This is a genomic window from Cerasicoccus maritimus (genome assembly GCA_031296935.1).
GTDB lineage: Bacteria > Verrucomicrobiota > Verrucomicrobiia > Opitutales > Cerasicoccaceae > Cerasicoccus > Cerasicoccus maritimus.
Window position 1 is genome coordinate 39,837 of record JAVDPD010000032.1, and the last position, 21,207, is coordinate 61,043.

22 protein-coding genes are annotated in these 21,207 nt (G+C 54.6%); 13 read left to right on the forward strand and 9 right to left on the reverse strand.

The annotated features are described in order from the left end of the window. Positions 1–42: 42 nt before the first annotated feature. The 3 genes from RBB62_RS17350 to RBB62_RS17360 are packed head-to-tail and all read right to left on the reverse strand — an operon-like array spanning position 43 to position 2,429. Complete coding sequence (locus RBB62_RS17350; protein ID WP_309400399.1) at positions 43–1,440, reverse strand: DUF7305 domain-containing protein; 1,398 nt, start codon at positions 1,438–1,440, stop codon at positions 43–45. Positions 1,441–1,450: 10 nt separating this feature from the next. Beyond that, positions 1,451–1,993 carry a prepilin-type N-terminal cleavage/methylation domain-containing protein gene (locus tag RBB62_RS17355; protein ID WP_309400401.1) on the reverse strand — a complete coding sequence of 181 codons (543 nt, stop codon included), beginning with the start codon at positions 1,991–1,993 and terminating at the stop codon, positions 1,451–1,453. Further along, complete coding sequence (locus RBB62_RS17360) at positions 1,968–2,429, reverse strand: type IV pilus modification PilV family protein (RefSeq protein ID WP_309400403.1); 462 nt, start codon at positions 2,427–2,429, stop codon at positions 1,968–1,970. Before RBB62_RS17360 ends, RBB62_RS17355 begins: the two co-directional genes overlap by 26 nt. A gap of 416 nt (positions 2,430–2,845) precedes the next feature. Here RBB62_RS17360 and RBB62_RS17365 point away from each other — a divergent pair, with 416 nt between their 5' ends. The 8 genes from RBB62_RS17365 (at position 2,846) to RBB62_RS17400 (ending at position 8,476) form a co-directional block, all read left to right on the forward strand. Further along, the gene (locus tag RBB62_RS17365) at positions 2,846–3,295 is read left to right on the forward strand and encodes a type IV pilus modification PilV family protein (protein ID WP_309400405.1); all 450 of its coding nucleotides are present in this window, start codon (positions 2,846–2,848) and stop codon (positions 3,293–3,295) included. Further along, entirely contained in the window at positions 3,276–3,752 is a 477-nt protein-coding gene (locus tag RBB62_RS17370; protein ID WP_309400407.1) for a PulJ/GspJ family protein, read from the forward strand. Before RBB62_RS17365 ends, RBB62_RS17370 begins: the two co-directional genes overlap by 20 nt. 42 nt (positions 3,753–3,794) lie before the next feature. Next, positions 3,795–4,583, forward strand: a complete 789-nt coding sequence (locus tag RBB62_RS17375; protein ID WP_309400408.1) for a hypothetical protein — start codon at positions 3,795–3,797, stop codon at positions 4,581–4,583. Positions 4,584–4,615: 32 nt separating this feature from the next. Further along, positions 4,616–5,662 (forward strand): DUF7305 domain-containing protein, encoded by a 1,047-nt coding sequence (locus RBB62_RS17380; protein WP_309400410.1) that lies wholly within the window; start codon positions 4,616–4,618, stop codon positions 5,660–5,662. Positions 5,663–5,863: 201 nt separating this feature from the next. After that, positions 5,864–6,277 (forward strand): PulJ/GspJ family protein, encoded by a 414-nt coding sequence (locus RBB62_RS17385; RefSeq protein WP_309400412.1) that lies wholly within the window; start codon positions 5,864–5,866, stop codon positions 6,275–6,277. A 106-nt stretch (positions 6,278–6,383) separates the two neighbouring features. After that, positions 6,384–6,842 carry a hypothetical protein gene (locus tag RBB62_RS17390; protein WP_309400415.1) on the forward strand — a complete coding sequence of 153 codons (459 nt, stop codon included), beginning with the start codon at positions 6,384–6,386 and terminating at the stop codon, positions 6,840–6,842. Between the two features lies 1 nt (position 6,843). Then, positions 6,844–7,698, forward strand: a complete 855-nt coding sequence (locus tag RBB62_RS17395) for a hypothetical protein (protein ID WP_309400416.1) — start codon at positions 6,844–6,846, stop codon at positions 7,696–7,698. Positions 7,699–7,720: 22 nt separating this feature from the next. Then, a complete protein-coding gene (locus RBB62_RS17400) occupies positions 7,721–8,476 on the forward strand; it encodes a DUF7305 domain-containing protein (protein WP_309400418.1) in 756 nt (251 codons plus the stop codon). 92 nt (positions 8,477–8,568) lie between these two features. Here the strand turns inward: RBB62_RS17400 and RBB62_RS17405 are convergent, their stop codons facing one another. Together RBB62_RS17405 and RBB62_RS17410 are read right to left on the reverse strand one after the other, a co-directional pair. After that, the gene (locus RBB62_RS17405; protein WP_309400419.1) at positions 8,569–9,237 is read right to left on the reverse strand and encodes a DNA-binding transcriptional response regulator; all 669 of its coding nucleotides are present in this window, start codon (positions 9,235–9,237) and stop codon (positions 8,569–8,571) included. 190 nt (positions 9,238–9,427) lie between these two features. Beyond that, complete coding sequence (locus RBB62_RS17410) at positions 9,428–10,672, reverse strand: serine hydrolase domain-containing protein (protein ID WP_309400420.1); 1,245 nt, start codon at positions 10,670–10,672, stop codon at positions 9,428–9,430. 414 nt (positions 10,673–11,086) lie between these two features. On the opposite strand from RBB62_RS17410, the gene RBB62_RS17415 reads away from it, so the two are divergent. After that, a complete protein-coding gene (locus tag RBB62_RS17415) occupies positions 11,087–12,169 on the forward strand; it encodes a hypothetical protein (RefSeq protein ID WP_309400423.1) in 1,083 nt (360 codons plus the stop codon). 73 nt (positions 12,170–12,242) lie between these two features. Further along, positions 12,243–13,622 carry a sigma 54-interacting transcriptional regulator gene (locus tag RBB62_RS17420; protein ID WP_309400426.1) on the forward strand — a complete coding sequence of 460 codons (1,380 nt, stop codon included), beginning with the start codon at positions 12,243–12,245 and terminating at the stop codon, positions 13,620–13,622. A gap of 6 nt (positions 13,623–13,628) precedes the next feature. On the opposite strand, the gene RBB62_RS17425 is transcribed toward RBB62_RS17420, so the two are convergent. The 3 genes from RBB62_RS17425 to lpxK form a co-directional block, all read right to left on the reverse strand. Continuing rightward, positions 13,629–14,156 (reverse strand): gamma carbonic anhydrase family protein, encoded by a 528-nt coding sequence (locus RBB62_RS17425; RefSeq protein WP_309400429.1) that lies wholly within the window; start codon positions 14,154–14,156, stop codon positions 13,629–13,631. Between the two features lie 81 nt (positions 14,157–14,237). Continuing rightward, the gene (locus tag RBB62_RS17430; RefSeq protein ID WP_309400431.1) at positions 14,238–15,356 is read right to left on the reverse strand and encodes a calcium:cation antiporter; all 1,119 of its coding nucleotides are present in this window, start codon (positions 15,354–15,356) and stop codon (positions 14,238–14,240) included. Positions 15,357–15,431: 75 nt separating this feature from the next. After that, positions 15,432–16,673: a tetraacyldisaccharide 4'-kinase gene (gene lpxK, locus RBB62_RS17435; protein WP_309400433.1), complete on the reverse strand. Its 1,242-nt coding sequence runs from the start codon at positions 16,671–16,673 to the stop codon at positions 15,432–15,434. A 188-nt stretch (positions 16,674–16,861) separates the two neighbouring features. Here lpxK and RBB62_RS17440 point away from each other — a divergent pair, with 188 nt between their 5' ends. Genes RBB62_RS17440 through RBB62_RS17450 form a run of 3 tightly spaced genes read left to right on the forward strand, consistent with a single transcriptional unit; the run spans position 16,862 to position 19,872 of the window. After that, complete coding sequence (locus RBB62_RS17440) at positions 16,862–18,112, forward strand: nucleoside monophosphate kinase (RefSeq protein WP_309400436.1); 1,251 nt, start codon at positions 16,862–16,864, stop codon at positions 18,110–18,112. A 48-nt stretch (positions 18,113–18,160) separates the two neighbouring features. After that, on the forward strand, positions 18,161–18,700 hold the full coding sequence (locus tag RBB62_RS17445) for a hypothetical protein (RefSeq protein ID WP_309400437.1): 540 nt from the start codon (positions 18,161–18,163) through the stop codon (positions 18,698–18,700). 59 nt (positions 18,701–18,759) lie between these two features. Continuing rightward, the gene (locus tag RBB62_RS17450) at positions 18,760–19,872 is read left to right on the forward strand and encodes an aminopeptidase (protein ID WP_309400440.1); all 1,113 of its coding nucleotides are present in this window, start codon (positions 18,760–18,762) and stop codon (positions 19,870–19,872) included. A gap of 31 nt (positions 19,873–19,903) precedes the next feature. Here RBB62_RS17450 and RBB62_RS17455 read toward each other — a convergent pair whose 3' ends face one another. Next, complete coding sequence (locus tag RBB62_RS17455; RefSeq protein ID WP_309400441.1) at positions 19,904–21,202, reverse strand: 3-deoxy-D-manno-octulosonic acid transferase; 1,299 nt, start codon at positions 21,200–21,202, stop codon at positions 19,904–19,906. Between the last annotated feature and the right edge of the window lie 5 nt (positions 21,203–21,207).

Genomic DNA, 21,207 nt, shown 5'->3' on the forward strand with positions numbered 1-21,207 from the left:
GGTTGGCTGGCAAGCGCAGTGAGTCACATTCAAACAAATACACTACAGATTGTCAAAGACCTTGCGGAACATGGATTTATCGCTAGCGGTGACAAGCTCATTCCAGCTCTCCATGCGCCAGGAATCTTCCTCGAAAAACAGGTTTTTCAACTGAACATCGTAGTGGAAGCCGTAGGTGCCGGTGACTTTAATTGTGTTGGCAATAATTGCCCCGAGCACTTCACCGCCGCTGCCGCCACCTTTGAGTGATACGTCGGCCTCAGGGGCGTAGATGACGCCCGATAGCGCTGCATTGCCGTGGTAGTCGATGCTTTGACCGGAGCCACCGGTGGCAAAAATGATCATGTTTTCAGGCTTGGAGTAGCCGTTGGTGTCAGGAACGACTCCGAAGTCACTCAGAGGCGTGGGATCGTATGAAGTGGTGTCCAGGTTAACAAAGCCGTTTCCTCCCACGCTCATGTCACCTGCAATGTACATTTCCAGTTTGCCGTTGGATTGATCTATATAGATGCCACCTGTGCCATTGCCGCTAATTTTCACGTCGCCTTTGACGATCAGTGTAACATCGCCCGTAATATCCAGCTTTTTATGGCTGTTCAGCGAAATCGAATCGACCACGTAGGTTCCGGAACCCAGTGATGTGTTGTTGTTGATACTGCCTATGTAGTTCCCGCCGGATGGCGCTTCGATGAGCGGGAAGTCAGAGCGAAAATCATCGGTGACTAAGTCTGGATTCACGTAACCCGAAGGAATGAGGGATGTTGAGCCGTAGTTGTTGACATCATCTGCGTCAAATACACGGGCATTGGGGCCGAGGGCAACGGTGCCACCGCCGGTTGCGACGCCCCCCATGACGGAGCTATTGGCGATATTGGCTGCATCATTGATAACGCTGGTGGTTGCAACCGTTCCGGCGTCTTCCAAGCTTCCGGTGATGCTGGTAGAGTCTGAGTCGTAGGCGTCGAAGGTTACATTGCCGCCAGAGAAGGTAATGCTGTCCTTGGCGGTGAGTCCGTTGGGCGCGACGTTTCGTGGGGTTAGGTCAATGCGGATGAATTTATCCATGCTCCGGCCGTCGGGCAACTCGATGAGGCCTCGGGTGAGCAGGATTGGATCGGTGGTGGGGTCGATGATTATCATCTGGATCGACGTGGATTTGGCCATCTTGTAGTCGAAACCAGTACTGCTCTTGTAAAGGATGTTGGATGACAGTTGTTTCCAGTTGGCGGTGTCTTCGTTATTGAGGGCCCAAATGGCCTCTTCAGCGCCAGCTTCTGCGAGGTTGAGCGCGGCATTGCGCAGAAAGCCGGTGTAGGAATACTTGGATTCATTGGTGGCCATTTTCAGGTAGGACGCGGATATGACCGCGACAATGGCCGAGAGGATGACTGCGAGCATCAGGGCGGACCCACGACGTTCTGGAAAGCTGCGACGTTTCATAAAATTGTCCTCAGTTCGTGATGATGCGGTTGCGCATGTTGTAGCGTGCGGAAATGATATGGTCCGTGTTTTCGCTGCGCATATTATCTCTCGTCAGATCCACGCGTAGCTGTATGGCCTTCACCTCGTTAATGTTGGTGGTAATTTGACCTAGAATGTTGTAGTATTCGATGGTCAGGCTGCTGATGCCATTGAGCATGGCTTCCTTTGTGCCGTTGGTGTCGGAGTAGCGAATCAAGTTACCAGAGGAAGCGTCATAAGTATAGGTTACGGTTTCGTCGCTATTGGCGTTGTCTATGTCGAGCGTGAAGCTGGACGTGCTAATGGCGACAACGTCCTCGGTCATGCGGATTTCGCGTCCGAATTTTTCCAGAAAATATGAGCCGTCGCGGTTCATATCGGCGTAGTTGCCAAGTGACACCGAGCTGCGCAGCATGAAAATGAAGGTGGAGGTTAAGCCCGTGAGCAGTAACCCTAGAAGGGCGGTGGCGACCATGACTTCTACTAGGCTGAAGGCCTTGCGTTGCTTAGAAAACCCGTGTGTAATAATCACTGAGACCCTCCTTTCCGTACCAAGTTGAATAAGACAAGTCGCGCTCGACACCGGTGGAATCTTTCCAGGTGGCGGTCAGCGTGATCCGCTTCATGTCGGTTTTTACATCCTCAATTGTGCGCGTAGCTACCAGGTCACGGATGCGATCTTCTCCCTCTGCATAGTGCGCGGCAAACTTTGACTCTTTTCCCTCTGAACTGACCAGTTCCTCGACTTCTGCCCAGCTCATCGAGCGCATCGTCTCCATTTCGGTCTGTAGAATCTGCGAAATACGCGTGGCATGACGGGCATTTTCAATACGGGTAAAGCCATAGCCCATGCTAACGACTGAGGAGCCGATGACCATAGCGAGAATGACCATGGCAATTAATACCTCTAAAATAGTGGTGCCAGGTCGAGCGCCTGAAGAATGCGAGCGGACAGAAATTAATTTCACGATTCGCCTATTATAGCATTTTAGTTATGGGATAAATAAGAGCCATATGGCATTTCGACTAGACCCTGTGTCGCGTTGGGGTTTTTTTCTTAGTAATTGAATGATAGTTGTTTGGAAAAGGTGGGTGGGGGTATTTAAATTGGAGGATGTGGGCGTATTTAAGGGGATCTAAAACACTAATATAGGTAGGGGATAGTGGCGATAGTTGTAATTTTTATGTATAAGTATACTCGTTGAAAAATTGTGCAGAAAATAAGGGTGTTTAGTGCTCTGGATGAAATGAAAACCCGTTTGGCAGTGGGGCCAATTAGGGGCTTGAGACTGGAGTAGGGCTATATGGCCCTTCTGGCGTAGGACCGTAAAAGGGTGTCTTATGGGACTAACCAGTTTTGCCAATATGCGGTATAATATGCTCCATGTTTCGAGGCTGCGCACAAAATAACCCCCTGCGTGCTGGAGTTACCTTGGTGGAGGTCATGGTTGGGATGGTGATTATCGCAATGGTTTTCCTGTCGACGATGGCCACGCTAGCAATTGGTTTCCAAGCCTCTGAAAATGCTCGGCTTAACGGCGATGCCCAATTCTGGCTTGAGTCAGAGTTGGAGACTATTCGCGCGATGGACTGGTCTGAAGTAGAGGCCCTTCAAGCAAAGTATGAAACAGCGGCTAAAGCTGGGGAGAGCCTCAGCTTTACCAACAGCAGCACGGACCCGCGTTTGTCCAGTGCTTTGCAAATTACCAATCGAAGCAGTCGTTCTGACCAAGTAGAAATCATCCTATCCGTCGAATGGACGGACACCAAAGGAAAAACTCATGATGCAAACATGGTTACCATCGTCACGGAAAGTGGCGTCTCCGCAACGTAGGCAGGCGGGCTTTACCCTGGCCGAGCTGCTCATTGCAGTATCGATCGCCACCTTTGTTCTGACTGGTGCGATTTCGATGTTCATCCAGTTTTCCAAGACGAACTTAAGCATGGCCGCGCGTTCGGAGTTTGACCGCCAAATGCGGACCACGCTTCAGCGTATTTCGGCGGATACGCGGGTGGCGGCCAATGCCAGCATTACCGGGAATACGAGCATCGCCTTAACATTGCCTTCTGGCAGCAACCCGCAAAACATTTACTACCAGTATAATTCCAAGACTCAGGAACTGATGCGGGCAGAGGGGACAGGGGACTACAACATGATCCTGAGTAACGTATCCAACTTCTCGGTGAAGCAATCGGGCGATACGGTCAGCTATTACATCAACTTCAGCAAGGATGTGGGGGATCGCAATATCACGCTCGATCGCGATGTCAGCTTCCGAATGAGGAACTAAATTATGATGATTCGACACTGCAAATCTACTCAACGCGGATCCATGCTGCTGGCCGCCATTATCTGTGCAATGGTCGCGTTTCTGATTATTGGAACGATGCTGCCGAGCTACATCAGTGATTACCGAACCTCCGTGCGCAACCGCTTGTATTCGTCAGCCTTCGCGATGGCTGAGGCGGGTGGCGAAGAGGCCATCTGGTCCGCCTACCGTAATCGTTGGGATATTGACTCTTGGAAAAATGACGGGGATTGGTCCGCCATTACCGGGCCAGATGGCGACACCTACTATGTGCGCCGTGTCGCCTTTGATGGCGTTGACCTAGGAGCAGGTTATACGGGCTACGCTAAAGTGGCCGTCAAGGAGCCGGTTCCTGGCCAGCAATTGGAAGTCATGGCGCAGGGCATTGTGATGGATCACGAAGGTAATGACTACCTGAACCAAATTATTCAAGTCGACACCGACCAGCTAAAGCCCTTCGTGGGTTTCATTGCGAAAGATTCGCTGAATCTGGGCAGTGGAACGATTTTGGGTGCCGTGAATACGAACGATTATCCAACAATTATCGATGCGCTGAACAACCGCGATAGCGATGGCGTTGTCGGTTCGTTGAGCACGGATAATAACTCGATTGTCCTGTCCAGCTCCAACCAGAAGACTCAGGCTAACATGATTGCGTTTGTGATTGGTAACGTATTGACCGGTGCGAACGTCTTTAGTGATGCGGTTTCTTACAACGGCACCATCAATAATCAGACTTCAAACTATACCGCCAGCTTCCCTTCGGTAGATCATCCGAGCGCCAGTAGCAACAATGGCCCGGGCTTATTTTAACTTGTCGCTATAACCTCCCAACTCGCTTGCGTATGAAAACTTCCAGATTCTACCACCGCCTTGCGATAGCTTTTATCGCTTTTTTCCTGGTTGCATCAATCCCTTACGTCGAAGCCAAGAAGGACAAGAATAACGGCAACGGCAACGGAAACGGTAATGGCAACGGTAATGGCAACGGTAATGGCAACGGCAACAGCGATTCCGGAACTGATACCGGCACAGATACGGGAGCCGACACTGGCACCGGCACAGATACAGATACAGATACAGATACGGGAGCTGACACTGGCACAGACGCGGGAGGCGACACTGGCACAGACACCAGCACGGATACAGGAACCGACACCAGCACGGATACAGGAACCGACACCGGCACAGATACGGGAGCTGGTGACGGAACCGATACGGGAGGTAGCGCTGGAAGCGGAAATGCGGGTGATTCGACTGGTGATGCAGTCACGGGCAAGCTCTACTCGACGAAAACGGGAAATGGAGCCAATGCGGTTACGACAATTTATGCGCCAGGCACAGCGGATAATCCGACGTTGATACACTTTTCGGGTGACTTTTCTTTGTCCAATGCGGTCAGAATCGAAGGCCACGCAGTAATTGTTGCGGATGGCAGTTTCGATTTTAAAAACCGTGATATTCAGATTGCGCCCAATTCTTCGCTGCAAATGTATGCGAAAGGGGCCGTCTCGCTCCAGGGGAATGCCGACGTGAATACGCTGAGTGCTCCGGCTAACTTCATGATTTATGGAACCGGCGGTGAGGGGCAAAGTATCTCTCTGGGTGGCAACGCTGGCTTGTCCGCAGTCATTTATGCGCCTGATGCTGATTTTGGAATCAAGGGAACCTCGGGCATGTTTGGGGCTGTCATTGCCAATACCATCACAAACAATGGACAAGGTTCAACCAATCACTTGTTCAATGGCCTAAACTATGATGAGGCTTTGCAGGACATGAGTCTGTCTGAGGATGCCATGTACATGGAGGACTACAAAATCGTGAAAGCGAACGATGATTTTGACGGAAATGCGGATTATGGGACTTATGAATCCTTTTTCGCTAAATTCTAGTCAGTAATTCCATCCAGCATAAATCCTAGGATTGACAAATGATTATAGGGCGAAGACACTATCTCAGTGTTTTCAGATGATTGTCTTATGCAAATTTCTGATCCGTCCTATTATTTTACTATTTCTATATCAATGGCTTCTTGCTCTTGATTAAGAAAGTTATTAATGTCGCACCAGTTGGCCCGATGAGGTAACTGGCAAATGAATAAAAACAATAGAGCTGGATGGCCCTATGCCGGCATGACGCTGGTAGAAGTCATGGTTGCAATGTCTTTGGTCGCAATGGTCATGGGCTCTGCTTTTGCGGCCCTGCGTCCGGCTATGCTGGCCTCGGAAAATAGCCGCCTCAATGTTTCTGCTAATGAAATGCTGCTCACTGAAATGGAGCGGGTTCGTGGCATGGATTGGGATGATGCGTTGGCGCTGGAAGATGGTGCGTCATTTGTAACCCCACTGGCGGACAATCGCCTTTCGACCGTGATTTATGTCTCGGAGCGCGAAAGCCGCGAGGACCAATTGCAAGTTATCCTGGAAGTCAACTGGACGGATGCGCGCGGTAAAACACAACAGGCGCGCATGGTTACTTTCATCACTCAATACGGAATCAGTGCTTAAACAAGCCCCAGTTCGCAATCACTCACCTCGCCAAGGTCTTACCTTGGTCGAGGTCTTGATTGGTGCCAGTATTGCGCTGGTGGTTTTTGCAATCGGTTTTTCCGCAATGATCCGATTTAGCCGTGTCCACTACAGTCTGGCCACACAAGCGGATCTCGACCGCGAGTTTCGTTATGCACTAAACTGGATAACCGATGATTTTCGCGGATTGAGCTCAATCGATATTATAGAGCCCGATGAGCGTGCGAATGAGGATGGCGCTCATCCCACGGTGACGATTTACCTACCATGTATCGAAAATGCGAATGGCGAAACCCCGAGTAGCACTGAGGTTATTTACTCCGTGGGCGAAGATCAGACTTTGCGCAGAGTTTACGCAGAATTTTCTTCAAGTGGTGAATTACTGGCTAATCAAAATACCCGCCTGCTCGAAGGCGTGACCGAATTTAATGTCGAGCGCGCAGGAGCATCGTCGACTTTTAATCTTACACTGACTTCTACGCGGACAGCCGGAGGCCACGACTACGCGAAAACGCTAAGTACCCGTGTTGCCTCACGAAATTAATATGGAGCCCAAAGAACAGATCATTGCCCGACTGACTGCTTTCTATCGAAAGCGAGGCTCTGCCTTGATTGCGGCTTTTCTTTTTTCGATGTTTGTCTTCATCGTACTTAGTTCACTGATGCCTATGGTTGTCAATGACTACGAGTCTAGCGTTCAAAATCGCCTCTACAACGTCGCCTATGCGGCAGCCGAGGCTGGGGCCGATGAAGTTATGTGGTCGCTTAACAACAATCGCTTTGATGAAACCGGTTGGTATCAGGACGGATGGAAGGTTGGCGACGATTACTACGGTGACGAATATTGGGTGCGCGAAATTCGTTTGCCCGAAGACGCTGAGCAGAGCACCGATGATATCTACGCGGGGGAGCAGCAGGCGGTTATTCGTGTGGTGGTGAGTAAGCCAGATGAAAATGCCAGTAGCCATCAATACGCAGTTTACAGCAAGGCGGTCGTCACCGATACCCGGACCAGCCACAGCGCGGAAAAGGTCATTTCTTTCATTGCTGAACTGAGCCCGCCCTTTCGTGGAATCGTGGTGAAAAATGAGCTGAATTATAATTCGCTTATGGACAGTTACGATTCTTCCGTTGGTACATACGGCGTTCCAGCGACGAACATGGAACGTGAAAATGCGACAGCAGCAACGGTCTCAGAATCAGAAGATATCAAAGTTGTTTTCGGGCCGCAGACGGATATTCGGGGGCAGGTTCGAAGTGGCGTCGAAGATGCTGTGAATATCGATGCTAGCAAAGCGATTCAAATAACTGGTGGAATTCAGGATGGATTTAATGCTGAATTCCCTGTAATTACAGTTCCAGATACTAGTGATATAACGATATGGCGCAGTAGTTTTTAGCAAAACCATACATCCTTTCGACATGAGTAAGCACGACAAAGCATATCCCGGGCGCATCACGACAACTTTACTATTGGGACTGGGGCTTACGGTTACTGTTGCCGCCTTTGCTGCTAAAGATAATAACAAGGGCCTTGGCCAAGCAAAGAAGGCTGGTGCTGAAGCTGCCAATGCGTTCACGGGCATCAGCATTGGGGGCACTACGAGCGCCCCTGAGTATTATCATATTTCTGAGGACCTCGACTTGGGGGACGTGACATTTGATGGACCAACTGTCATTGTGGCTGATGGAGACATCACCATCAGTGGTAATCCGGTTGTCACGGCAAACGGCAAGGTGACAATCTACTTTGCTGGTGACTTTACGGTCAGTGGCACGGCCTCGATCAACAATCTAGGCCGCCCGAAGAACCTCACACTCTACGCGACCCAAGAGTTCGACGAAGAGACGATGACGGACGCCGACCGCCAAACTGTTACGCTTAACGGCAACGTCGATTTTGTCGGCGTGGTCTACGCACCTGAAGCAAAATTTGTCTCCAACGGTGGCGGTGGCAAAGGCGGCACCTTTGGCGCACTGCTTGCCTACAATGCAACATTCAACGGTAAGCCTGGCCCGTTCCACTACGACGAGTCCCTAGCCAATGAAACGCTTCCGAATCAGCCTTTCTCCACCTCTGGCTATCGCCCAATTCGCGATCCAAATACTCAACTCGTTGACAACGACCCAAACCTCGGCACCTACAACCAATTTATTGACGGCTTCTTTGGCGGTTAATTAGAGCACTTTTCATCTAACTTGGCTGATCAGGCCGTAGTGATTTTTCGTGTCTAGCAAGGCAGCTTGAGGTTTCTTTCGGAAAGCCGAAATCAATCATCCTTGCGCGTCAGCTTTTTGAAGATGACGGAAGTCAGGCCCTTGCGTTTAGGGGGCGTCGGGGTGCCGTCGAGTCCAGCTGCGGCAAGTAAGCCACTGGCCGTATTGCCCTTGGGCGGGGGTGTGGGTGGTGGCGGTTCTGGCTCTTGGTAAACGGGGCGAGTTTCTTGAGGCGAGCGGAAAGGCTTTTGCGGAGGCTCCGGCTTGGTTGTCAGCGAGGGGGGAGGTCGTCGTTTGCCAGCTGGCGGAGGGGAAGGTGGGACCAACGGTGGAGTGTTCGACTTCTTAAATGGCGGTTTGGTGGAGATCATGTAGTGCTCGCGCAGCTTCTTGATCACCTGACGGTAGAGCAGGGGTTTAGTAAAATACGGTATTTGGGCACTGCGGAGTGTTTCCTCATCGACCGGTGTCAGGCAGCCAGAAACTACCGCCAGCTTGATGCGCGGGTATAGCTGCTTAACCTCCATCAGAAAATCAATGCCGCGTCCATCAGGTAGACGGTGGTCCGCCATGATTAGGTGGATCGATTGCCAGTTCTCCTCCACGATCTGACGAGCTTCAGCCAAGTCTAGAGCGGGATACACGGAATGCCCCAAATTGCGCAATTGCTCTACACCGATTGCGCTTAACTCGACTTCGTCTTCGAGAAAAAGGATGTTCATTTAGGCTAGCATGATCGAATCTACAGACCCTTTTTGCAGTTCCGTAGATCCTAGTCGCGTAGGAAATTTAGTAAGTAGACATTCTTTTATAACAGACTTTGCAAGGATAGCAAACGCCAAGCTTGATCAAAATCTGCTTGGCATCTGTGTCATGCTGTGGATGTTAAGTGCTTACTTAACAGTGGTTTGGCTAATTGGATCGGCTTTCCTGAGGAGAGCCAGCCTCACGTGCCAGTGAGGGAGTGACGACTGATTGCCTCGATTCCTTGAGGACTTCCGCCATGCCAAGGGCGACAGCCTGTAGCAGTCGTTGCGCGTCTTCATCACCTGCATTGGTGAAGACGATGAAGCCTGTGCGGTAGGCTGGGTAGATGCCGATACTGGCGGATTGTAGCCCATACTGGCTTTGAGCCAGGATAATTTCCGTTTCCTCATGGTATTGGCGCGTCCAGCCCAAGCCGCGGTGAGCGGAGTTTTGGACGGCGGCTGGCTGCCAGCGCTCACGGACGCTGACCGGCATGGCTAAGCGTTGACCAGTTGGAGTGATGCCCTGATTGAGCTCCGTTTGCAGCCAGTGCGAGGCATCATTGAGCGAAGTCTTCATGCCGTTGAGCGGTGCGAGTGGGTTTCGCTCCAGTTCCTCGATGTAGGCCGGGTTATAACTGAAGTCTGCGGATTGGTGCCCGGTGGCGACGTTGCCGAGTTCTTTGGCCTGACGTGGAGAAAAAGTGCTGCGGTTCATGCCGAGTGGAGTCAGCAGCATCTTTTGGGTAACGTCGATAAAGTTGCTGTAAAGGTTGCGCCGTTGATTGCCGACGGTCATGGCTACCAGATACCCACCGACTGTGGCGCAGATCTTACTTTTGCGGTAATGCTCGCCGGGTTGGGACATGACGGGCGCTTGGCCGAGCAGGGCGAATACGTCTTCTGGCTGGGACCACCGCGGGTCCAGAATCTTGTCAGTGTAGGAGGGCACACCGGCATCCATCGCGATCAAGTCTCTCACTCGGCACTTTTGTTGGGCCTGTGGCTCGGTCATGCGGAAGAGCGGGCTGATGGAAGCTGCACGGCGATCAAAAATGGCGTTGTCGGGACGATCCTGGGTGGACGCCAACAAGGTGGTGAAGGCTAGCGTGGCTTCGCCGAGATTAAAGAGGGTATCGGCATCGATGGCTGCTTCTTCACGCACGTTTCGCTTGCCCACGCACAATTGGTAAGCGAGGCCATCACTTTGAACTATGCCGATCGCAGCGCCGGGTAGTTGGTAATCGCTGATGAGTTCTAGCCAGTAGCGACTCATCTTTTCGAGAGCAGCGGAGGAAATCGGAGGGGGGGCGACGTCATCCGGCAATATGCGGACTGGGAGGTTGTCTTGTTGGTCGACTTGATGCTTGAGTGGGAATTCTTCGTGAGTCCAGATGGGCTCCCTGGCCATTGCTGGAGTCAGTATAATGGCCAATGCGCAAACGAGCTGTAGGAGCCGGCTAATTGAAGATGGTGTCATTCCGAAGATTTGCGTATATTCTGCTTGAGATGAAATTGCAAGTGGGGGTTCCCGTGGGTGTCAGGATTTCTGTATGATTTGGGGCAGGCAGGGCTTGGATTACTGTATCCAATCATTGGATGATTTTATTAAATACCATAATATTTAAATATCTGATGCAAAACTTAGTCAGAACAGGTTTGCATCTATACAATTCCCTTATTGTTCTTGTTCCAGTTATTTAAACAACTCGTAAACTCCTTAATCTGTAATCCACCTGAAATATCGATGCTAAGCCGAACCTCATTGTTCGTTTATTTGGCGTTGCTCGCGCTGTGTTCTCCTTCGGTTGTTAATGCCCAGTTGATGGCTTATGAAGGATTTGAATATCCGGTCATGAAGCAGTCACCTGCTCTGTGGCCCGTGACCAACAAGAGTCCGGACGGAAAACCGTTAAAATACTTTTCGGAGTTTGACACCCATCCCTCGCGCTCACCCTACGCCTACAATATCCAAATCGTCGATGGGAGCATCCCCACGCAGGGATCGGCTTTCCCCTTCAGGACAAAAGGTAACGCGCTGAGCTGGGCGCGCGAATGGTTAGACGCCTATGCGACCATCGATCCAAACTTCCAGTTCGACACCGCGCTCGATAACAAGCCCATTTACGTGAGCTTTATCATTCACGCCAAGAAGAGCACCACGCCCGTGCGCCAGCTCTCCTTTGCCTTCACCAACGGCAGCAGCCACCGTCTGCAATTTGGTGTGGATGATTCTTCGGTTTCCGGCAAGCCACGCTTCTTCGCCTGCGCCGCCAGCCCGCAGCCAACCCGCGAATACAGCACCAAAGAGTTTAAGGAAGACACCACCTATTTCGTCGTGGGCAAAATTATCACGCACGCCAACCGTGCAGATGTAGTCCAGATGGAGGTGTTCGCACCCGGAGATCAAGTTCCGTCGTCAGACTCCAAAATTAGTTGGGATGTGCAGGTGAGTGATTGGACGGGATTCTTGGCGACCAATTGCACGATTTCGCTTTACGGTGGTGACGCTGGTAGCGTGTTGATGGACGAAATTAGGATTGGTTCCACGTGGGATGCCGTTGCTGTGGCGCCAGCGTCTCAGAAGCCTGCTGCCTCGGGTGGTGAGGTTGCTGCGACTGACGCTCCTGCGGCCGAAGCAGGCGCAGAGGAGGAAGGCTCTTCGCCGGTTGTCCTGATTATGATTGGCCTGGGCATTGTCGCCTTCTTTGGCGGCGCAGTTGCCTTTTACCTCTTTGTGCTTAAGCCGAGTAAAAACGCGAAGCCCGCCAAACCGAAGTCTGCTCCCAAGCCGGTTTCCAAGCCCCCCATCGCGGCGCCGCCTGGAGGCAAGGGGGATGCCGCTACTGAGGCTGGGAAGCGGGCAAAGCCGCGCCAACCTAAGAAGCCTCCGCCTCCGCCCAAGTAATTTGGCCTTTGTCTGGGCCAGTTCTTGGCAGGCTGGCAATCGCTTGTGATGAACTGGCACCTCGCAGCGTTCCATGCGTCTATCTGTTTTATCATCCGAAGAAATTCCCGTCAGCTTGCTTCAACACCTGCAAGCTTTGGGCTACCACCTTCAGATTGAGCGCTTTGACCGCATTCGTGCTCTGGATAACACTTCATTGGATGTTGTCCATATCGTCTCATCGAGTGAGTTTACCACCGAAGACTGGCCGGAAAACCGCGTTAAGCTCGCGCGTGCGAGCCGTTTTTACCTCGTATATGGCGAGGGCTTGAACACCCGGCAAATCGTTGACGCCGTGCGCGACGGCGCGCATGACGTAGTCGATCTCCTGGAGTCCCGTGAACGCTGGAAGCAGGCCATTGACTCCGCCGCACAGGCGCAAGATCTTTGGTGGCAGCTTTACGGCGCGCAGGGCGAAGTGGACGACCGCAAAATGGTTGGCCGTTCGAAGGCTATGCAAACATTGCGCGACCAGATTCAACGCATCGGCCCAACGGATGCGACGGTGCTGATCATGGGGGAATCAGGCACGGGCAAGGAGCTCGTTGCAGAGTCCATTCACGAGGCATCAGGCCGTGCGCCGTTTGTCACGGTCAACTGCGCAGCGATTCCAGCCGAGCTGATGGAAAGCGAGCTTTTTGGCGCAGAAAAGGGTGCCTTTACTGGTGCCTCACGAAACAAACCTGGCTTGGTGGAAGAAGCTGCTGGCGGCACCTTGTTTTTGGATGAAATTGGCGAGTTGGGGCTGAGTTTGCAGCCCAAGCTTTTGCGCTTTTTGGAAACTCGTCGCGCCCGTCGTGTGGGCAGCACGAAGGAATACGTGTCAGAAGTTCGCGTGGTTTCGGCGACGAATCGTGACCTCCAGGCTGAGTCGCAGAAGGGAGAATTCCGCCTGGATTTATTTTACCGTCTCTCCGAAGTCGTGCTCAATTCAACGCCACTGCGCGATCGCCCTGAAGATATTCCGGATTTATCGCTACTTTTTCTAGAAAAAGCAGCCGTGCGCCTGGGGAAGAATTTTGAGTCGATGGAGCCGGAGTTGACCTTCCGCATGCAGGGCTACAGTTGGCCAGGTAATGTGCGCGAATTGCGGCAGACTATTGAGCGCATGGCTATCTACTATGATGGTCCCGTGATGCGTAGCACCTGGTGGAACGAGCCCAAGCCGCCGGAGGACACTGCCCCCAAGCCCAGCACTATGGTTAGCGTAAGCCATGAGCGCCGGAGCACCGCCGATCCGTTTCATGGCTCGTCGCACAGCCCGTTTCCACGACGTGCGCTCAACAAACGCGAGAAATTTGAATACGCCCGCCGTCTGATGGAAGAGAGCGGGGGAGACCTCTCATGGACGGCTTCCCAGCTCGGCATCCACCCGACTACGCTCTACCGCTGGCGCAAAGAAGGCAAAGTGTAGGCCGAGTTAGAGACCACGCTGTTTGAAGGCGGCGCTGACCTTCACGTATTTCTCCGCCCATGCGCGGAGTTTCGCCATCTCGTCCGGCTTCATGACTTTAACGATTTTGCCGGGAACGCCCATTATCACCGAGCCTTCTGGCGCTTTGAAGCCCTTGGTGACGAGCGCCTTCGCGCCGACCACGCAGTTGGGTCCAATTTCCGCGCCGTCGAGTATCGTGCTGCTCATGCCGATCAAGCACTCATCGCCAATTGAACAAGCGTGAATCATCGCCAGGTGGCCGATGGTCACGTAGTCGCCGACTTCAACGCCGTAGTCGTCCGCCAGGTGGACGATACTGCCGTCCTGCACGTTGGAGCCTTCGCCGATGACGATGGAGTTGATGTCCCCACGCAGCACCGCACCGGGCCACACGCTGCTCTTGGCCTTCAGTGTGACGTCGCCGATCACAGTCGCATGCGGTGATACATAGGCGTCCGAGTGAATGCTGGGCGTTTGATCCAGGTGTTTGGCAAAGCGTTCCTCTACTGTCATGACGGACACCTTACTGGCAGCTGACTGCACGCGAAAGCCCAAACACTAGTTTCCGGCTAAACATTAGCAGCCGTTTTGAGATCAATCAAAGATCAACAGGCAGTAGGTCGCAAACAGGATGATGTGTACCAGGCCCTGTACCATATTGGTCTTGGCGTTGGAGAAGTTGATCGCCGAAACTGCGAGCGTCAGGATGAGCACGATTTCGCCTACGGGCGAAAGGCCGAGGACAACGGTTTTATCGGTAACCATGCCGATGATCAAAACCGCGGGCACGGTCAGCCCGATGGTTGCCAGCGCTGAGCCGAGGCAGATATTCATTGATCGTTGCAGTCTGTCCTGCGCAGCGGCTTGCAGCGCCGCCATGCCTTCGGGCGCGAGCACGAGAATTGCCACGAGGAAACCGCCCAGCTCGGCGGGCGCGCCAGCCTCGGCGATGCCGTAGTCGATGATGACCGCGATTTTCTTCGAGAGCAGCACGATGGGCAGCATGGAAAGGATCAGTAGCACGATGTGGTAAGGCACGCTGCGGATCACAAAGTCGTGGTGGTGGTCGTCGTCTTCGTCGCCGCGAAGGGAAGCCGGGGACATGAAGAACGGCTGGTGGCGCATCGTCTGAATCGCCAGAAACGCCCCATAGAGCGCCACCGTCGCGACGATGATGAAGATGCTTTGCGCGAAAGAAAACGTTCCGGCTTCGGTGGCCTGAGTGAAGTTCGGCAGGAGGAGTCCAAGGACCGCGAGCGGGATCAGTACGGTCAAGAAAGCGTTGGCACCTTGGAGATTAAACTCCTGCTGGTGGTGCTTGATGCCACCGATGAACAGCGACAAGCCGACGAGGCCATTGAGTACGATCATCACCACAGCGAACATCATGTCGCGGCCGAGTGTCGGGTTTTCGGAGCCGGTGAGCATGACCGCTGACACCATGATCACCTCGATCGTGATCACGGAAAGCGTCAGGATCAGCGTGCCGTAGGGCTCCCCGAGTTTGATCGCGAGGCAGTCGGCATGCCGCACCACGCCAAAGCTCGACCAAAGCATCACGGCAAATAACCACACGAACAAGCCCAGCACTTTGGGGATGCTGGATAAATCCTCCAGCCAAGCCTTGCCAAAAATCAGGAAAAGCACGGCCGTGATCAGCCCGACGATGAGACTTAACTCGGTGCGAAAGAATGGTTTGGAAGCAGCAGCCATTGGCTTCTAGGAGTTATCAGAGTGTTGGCTAAAGCGAAAGTCTCTTTTTATCAGCGCGATTCTGCTGCCTTTTCGCTACCCAGTCTTCTTGCCTTGCGCGAACGGCGAGCGCGTGCCGGTGTGGACCGTGCGCTTCGGGAAGCAAATGCGGGACACGGCTTCATCAAAGTCCTTCACGCCACGGAGAATTTCCACCTCCAGTCGCAGGAAGTAGAATGGCGCTTGCGCGGGCACCCAGTCTTCTTTCACGCGGACGGCGTCCTTTTCGGTCGTGATGACGAGGTCCACCTGCGCTTCGTTGGCTTCGTCGAAGTACTGCTCGATCTCCCACGCGGTGAATCTATGGTGGTCGAGGAAGCGTCGGTTAAAGACAATCGTCGCGCCGAGCCGGGTCAAGAAGGCCTCAAAACTCTCGGGCGTGGCAATGCCGCTGAAGGCCGCCACGCGTTTGCCGCGTAGCCATTCAAGCGGGTTTTGTTCGTCGCCAAAAACGGTCTGAATGTACTTCGGCTGGTGGGTGCACTCAATGAGCTCGGCGTCCGGCTTGTGCTGGTGAATCAGGTCTTCGAGCTCGGGGTCGGGCACGCCGTCGCTCTTGGTCAGGAAGATGTAGCTCGCGCGCTGGAGGTGCTTCACCGGCTCGCGGAGGATGCCGCGGGGCAGCAGGTTTTGGTTGCCAAACGGGTTGTTCTTATCGACGAGGAGCAGGTTGATCATCCCACGCAGCGGCAGGTATTGGAAACCGTCGTCGAGGAGCAGGGTGTCCGCGCCGAAATGGCGGATGGCATACTCGCCGGCCTTCACGCGGTTTTTGTCCACGAGCACGACGACGCCCGGGCAATTGCGGGCGAGCATGTAGGGCTCGTCGCCGGCCACATGGGAGTCGAGCATGACGGTTTTGCCGTCGCTGACGATCTTGGGCGGCGGTGCCTGGCGGTGGGTAATCCAGCGCATGAAGCGCTTGTAACCGGGCTCTTTCTTGCTGCCGTAGCCGCGGCTGAGGATGGCGACCTTGCGACCGCGCTCGTTGAGCGAGCGGGCAAATTTCTCCACGACGGGTGTCTTGCCGGTGCCGCCGACGGTCAGGTTGCCGACGACGACCACGAGGCAGCCGAGGGGCTGGTCCCGCAGCACGCGTTTGCGGTAAAGGAAGAATCGCGTTTGTGCGATGCCGCTGAAAATCATGGACAGCCCGCGAAGCAAGCCCGCGACCAGAGTCTCCACCCGGCCATGTCGACGGTCGAAAGCGACGTCGATCATGAATTCCTCTAGGCGCTCCATGCGGTGCTTCCAGCGTTCTTTAAAGGTCAGGTCCATGCAGGTACCCCGACCACCATGAAGCATCTTGACCGAATGAAAAGCGGAATCCGCAGCGGAATTGAAAGAGGTGGTAGGGCAGGGCTATGGAGCGATGTTGGCCAAAGTGGCGCATTCTGCCGATTTAGGCTGGCATGAAACAAATCTTATGTTACAACCCCGTTTTCAATAGATCCCCCGAACACGATATGGCTTCTGCTGACACCGCCAAGGACGAGAAACCGGCTTCGAGCCGGGCCGCTTCACCGAAAAATAATGCCGAGGCCCAGCGCCCCCAGGACCTCGAGATTAAAGACGCCCAGCTCATTTTTAATTCTGTCTGGAATGAACTTGAGCAGGAATACGGCCGCGAAAATTTGATTTTCCCCAAGGAAATTCACTGGCTCAATGGTGCCCCCGGCGCTGGTAAGGGCACCCACACGCGCACGCTGATGGAGTTCCGCGACTTTACGGAAGCGCCGATCGTGGTCAGCGAACTCCTGAAGAGCCCCGAGGCCAAAAAGCGCATCGACGCCGGGATGCTCGTGGGCGACAAGGAAGTGACCTTGCTCGTCTTCCAAGCCCTGCTGGACCAACGTTTCCAGAGTGGGGTGGTGGTCGATGGTTACCCCCGCTCGAAGGTGCAGGTGGAGTGCCTCAAGCTGCTCTACCATCGTCTCAACGAAATGCGCTCGGAGTATCGCGATACGCTGATCAGCAGCCGTTTTCCCAAGCCTCAGTTTCACATCATCGTGCTCTTCATCGATGAGGACGAGAGCATCAAGCGCCAGTTATTGCGTGGTGTAAAAGCCGCCGAGCACAACCGCGAAGTCGAGGCCTCCGGTATGGGCGAGCTCAAGGAAATCCGTAAAACGGACCTTAATGAGGACGCTGCCCGCCGACGTTACCGCACGTTTAAGGATGTGACCTACGACGCGCTGAAGTCACTGCGTGAAGTTTTCCACTACCACTACGTCAACGCCTACGGTTCCATCGACAAGGTCCGTGAGCGCGTGATTAAGGAGCTTCAATACCAGAGCACGCTGGAGCTGGAGCAGGAGACCTTCGACACGCTTTCACACCTACCGCTGGCCAGCCAGATCATTATGCACGCGCGCCAGGAACTGGTTAAGCGTCTCGATAGCTACCAGCAGCAGGAGGGCGAGGTGTTCTGCGAAATCGTGAAGCTCGTCGGCGATAAGTTCATGCCGATCATCGAGCGTCACTCGATTCCAGGTTACGCGATCGTCAACAGCGAGCACGAGGTGTTTAACCATCCGTTGGCCACGGCCATGCTGCTCGATATTTTCTCCGAGCGCGGCTACTACGCCACGGTCGACATCCAGCTGGAAGAAATTCCGCATAAAGTCGACCCCAAGACCTTCAAAATCGAAACGCGCACCAAGCGCGTGGTCCGCGTTCACGTTCGCTTCTCGGGCTCGGAAATCCGCCGCGGTTAAATGATGCGTTGGTTGACGGCAGTTCTCTTCTTTGCGTGCTCGTTGGCGATGGCTGACGTTCCGCTCTTTGAATGCACACTCAAGGCACCCGCCAGCGCCACGGGGCTTAATGAGTCTCAGCTGAAGCCTTATATGCAGGGCGGGGAGGCCGTCCTTCAGGCGCAGGGATTTCTGTTTCCTCCGGGCACGGATAAGTCCATCGACGCCGATCCTACCGACGCGAACGACACCGCTTTTCGGGCAGCGATCAATTACCACCGCAGCCTGAAGACTGAAGGCATCGACGAGATCGTCAGCTACTGGCATCCGGCTCTGCAAAAGACCAAGCTTGCCCAACTTAGCCAGCCGGGCGTCATGGAAAATACGAAGCAGCTCTTTGCGGACATGGGCTCCGTGGAGTTGCTTGGCATGCTGAAGCTGCAAGGCCGCGAAGTGGTCTTCGTCCGCTACTCCGGCAAGACGCTGGCCTACGTGACCGTCGAGAGCAAGGGCGTCTATTACCTAGTCAGTGACCCCGGTTTGACGGCGCAAACCGCCATTGCGACGGCGGCGTTTGACTCCGGCACGGCGACGATGGCCAGGCGTTAATCGCAAGACGGGTGACGATTTTCCTTTTCCCCGCTGGCGGTTTCTAGTTCGCTGGCAGCATGGATCCGCGATACATCGATTTAGCCAAAGTGCTCACGTCCTTTTCCACCAAGCTTAAGGCTGGTGAGAAGGTATTGATCGACGCCTACGACATTCCCGAAAATTTCGTTCTCGCGCTGTGCCGCATGGCCCGCGCCCGTAAAGCACAGCCCTTTGTCGCCCTGCGCGACGCCCGCGTCATGCGCGAGCTGATCACCGACGGAACGAATGCGGAATTCGAGGCCGTGGCAGACTTTGAAATGCACCGCATGAAGCAGATGGACGCCTACATCGCCATCCGCGGCAGCAACAATATTTTCGAAAGCTCAGACGTGCCACCCGAGCAAATGCAGGCCTATATGAAGGCCATGCGCCCAGTGCTCAACTACCGCGTCAACGAGACGAAGTGGGTCGTGCTGCGCTGGCCGACGCCCTCCATGGCCCAGCAGGCGCTCATGCCGACCGAGGCGTTTGAGGACTTCTTCTTCCGCGTCTGCACGCTGGATTACAAGCGCATGATTCCCGGCATGAACGCGCTCAAGCGCCTCATGGATCGCACGGATAAGGTCCACCTGAAGGGCCCGTCCACGGACCTGCGTTTCTCGATCAAAGACATCCCCGCAGTCACCTGCGGTGGCCAATACAACATCCCGGATGGCGAGGTGTTTACGGCACCGGTCAAGGATTCCGTCGAAGGCGAGATCACCTACAACGCGCCGACGGTTTACCAGGGCGTGTCGTTCGACAACGTTTACTTCAAGTTTGAGAAGGGCCGCATCGTCGAGGCCAAGGCCAGCGGCAACGAGGACAAACTTAACGCCATTCTCGACAGTGACGCCGGTGCCCGCTACATCGGCGAGTTCGCCATCGGTTTCAACCCGCACGTGCTCAACCCGATGCGCGACATCCTCTTCGACGAGAAAATCGCTGGCTCGTTCCACTTTACGCCCGGCCAGGCCTACGAAGACGCCGACAACGGCAATCGCTCTCAGGTGCACTGGGACCTCGTCAACATCCAGCGCCCGGACTGGGGCGGCGGCGAAATCTACTTTGACAACAAGGTAATCCGCGAAGACGGCATCTTCATTCCGAAGTCACTGCACAAGCTCAATCCGGACTACCTCCTCGGCTAGGGCAACGTCCCGTTGCATCGGGGAGTTTGGCTTAGCTTAGGCTTAGTCCAGCCAAGCGGGCCTTTAGCGCCGCCACGACGCGCTCGGCGGCGCCGCGATTTTTGGTATGCCAGCTTTGGGCTGCCGCATGCATGGCTTGACGCTGCTCGGGCTCGTTGAGCAATTTCAGCAGCTTGGCCTTCGCGTCGCTGGCATCCGCAGCGCGTTGGGCGGCGGAGTCGGCTTCGAGGGACTGGCAAACGCGGCGGAAGTTCGCCATGCCCGGCCCATAAACGATCGGTATGCCCAGCGCGGCGGCTTCGATGGGCGTCTGACCTTCGGTGTGCGGCGGCAGGCTTTTGCCGATGAAGGCTACGTCGGCCACTTGGCTTAGCATCGCTAGCTCACCGGTGGTGTCGCCGATGTAGATATCGAGCAAGCCGTCGACTTTCTCTTCGGTGCGGAAGGCAAAGCGGAAGTCGAATTGCTCCAGGTCGCGGCGGATTTCTTTACGGCGTTCGGCGTGGCGCGGGATGATCAGCAAATGCGTGTTGGGGTTGCTTTGGCGTGCTTCGGCGAGGGTTTGCGCGAGCGTGATTTCCTCACCCGGCCAGGTGGACGAGCCCAGCAGCACGAGCGCGTCCTCGGGGAAGCCGAGTTCCGTGCGGAGGGACTTGCGCTGCGCGTCGTCGAGAATCGGCTTTACCGCGACGTCGAATTTCACGTTGCCCGTGGTCTCGATGCGGTCGGCTGACACGCCGAGCTGCGCAAAGCGATCGGCGTCCTGACTGGAGCCCGCGTAAACGGCGTCGAGGTGCGAGAGCAGCCATTGTGCGGGGCTGCTGAGCTTCTGGTAGCGGCGGTAGGAGCGATCGGACATGCGGGCGTTGATCAGCACGACCGGCACGTTGCGCTTCTTGGCCTGGTGCAGGTGCTCAGGCCAGAGGTCGGCCTCCATCAGAATGACCATATCTGGCGCGATACGGCGCCAACTGCGGGAGGAAAAGGGGAACCAATCGAGCGGGAAAATGCCCGTGAGCAAGCACTGGTCGCGGTAGTGTTCGCGGGCGAGGACGTAGCCGGTGCTCGTGGTGGTGGTCAGCACGATCTCGACGTTTGGCTGCTGGTTCAGGCCCTCGATGATCGGCTGCATTGCGCGGATTTCGCCGACGCTGACGGCTTGAATCCAGATGCGCTTCACGCCGGGCTTGGGCGCGGGGAGCTGGTCAATTCCGCCAAAGCGATGCCCGAAGTCTTTTCCGTAGCCGCCACGCTTCCACATGCGCAGGCCGTAGTAGGGCAGCGCAATCAGGAAAACGAATGGAAAAAGCAATCGGTATAGGAGAATCATTGCGG

Coding starts and splice junctions, on each gene's coding strand:
- RBB62_RS17440 (WP_309400436.1), top strand. CDS start 16,862: ATGGCTTCTGCTGACACCGCCAAGGACGAGAAACCGGCTTCGAGCCGG.
- RBB62_RS17430 (WP_309400431.1), bottom strand. CDS start 15,356: ATGGCTGCTGCTTCCAAACCATTCTTTCGCACCGAGTTAAGTCTCATC.
- RBB62_RS17425 (WP_309400429.1), bottom strand. CDS start 14,156: ATGACAGTAGAGGAACGCTTTGCCAAACACCTGGATCAAACGCCCAGC.
- RBB62_RS17390 (WP_309400415.1), top strand. CDS start 6,384: ATGATCCGATTTAGCCGTGTCCACTACAGTCTGGCCACACAAGCGGAT.
- RBB62_RS17395 (WP_309400416.1), top strand. CDS start 6,844: ATGGAGCCCAAAGAACAGATCATTGCCCGACTGACTGCTTTCTATCGA.
- RBB62_RS17385 (WP_309400412.1), top strand. CDS start 5,864: ATGAATAAAAACAATAGAGCTGGATGGCCCTATGCCGGCATGACGCTG.
- RBB62_RS17350 (WP_309400399.1), bottom strand. CDS start 1,440: ATGAAACGTCGCAGCTTTCCAGAACGTCGTGGGTCCGCCCTGATGCTC.
- RBB62_RS17415 (WP_309400423.1), top strand. CDS start 11,087: ATGGCTTATGAAGGATTTGAATATCCGGTCATGAAGCAGTCACCTGCT.
- RBB62_RS17400 (WP_309400418.1), top strand. CDS start 7,721: ATGAGTAAGCACGACAAAGCATATCCCGGGCGCATCACGACAACTTTA.
- RBB62_RS17445 (WP_309400437.1), top strand. CDS start 18,161: ATGGCTGACGTTCCGCTCTTTGAATGCACACTCAAGGCACCCGCCAGC.
- RBB62_RS17410 (WP_309400420.1), bottom strand. CDS start 10,672: ATGGCCAGGGAGCCCATCTGGACTCACGAAGAATTCCCACTCAAGCAT.
- RBB62_RS17380 (WP_309400410.1), top strand. CDS start 4,616: ATGAAAACTTCCAGATTCTACCACCGCCTTGCGATAGCTTTTATCGCT.
- RBB62_RS17405 (WP_309400419.1), bottom strand. CDS start 9,237: ATGAACATCCTTTTTCTCGAAGACGAAGTCGAGTTAAGCGCAATCGGT.
- RBB62_RS17450 (WP_309400440.1), top strand. CDS start 18,760: ATGGATCCGCGATACATCGATTTAGCCAAAGTGCTCACGTCCTTTTCC.
- RBB62_RS17365 (WP_309400405.1), top strand. CDS start 2,846: ATGTTTCGAGGCTGCGCACAAAATAACCCCCTGCGTGCTGGAGTTACC.
- lpxK (WP_309400433.1), bottom strand. CDS start 16,673: ATGGACCTGACCTTTAAAGAACGCTGGAAGCACCGCATGGAGCGCCTA.
- RBB62_RS17455 (WP_309400441.1), bottom strand. CDS start 21,202: ATGATTCTCCTATACCGATTGCTTTTTCCATTCGTTTTCCTGATTGCG.
- RBB62_RS17420 (WP_309400426.1), top strand. CDS start 12,243: ATGCGTCTATCTGTTTTATCATCCGAAGAAATTCCCGTCAGCTTGCTT.
- RBB62_RS17375 (WP_309400408.1), top strand. CDS start 3,795: ATGCTGCTGGCCGCCATTATCTGTGCAATGGTCGCGTTTCTGATTATT.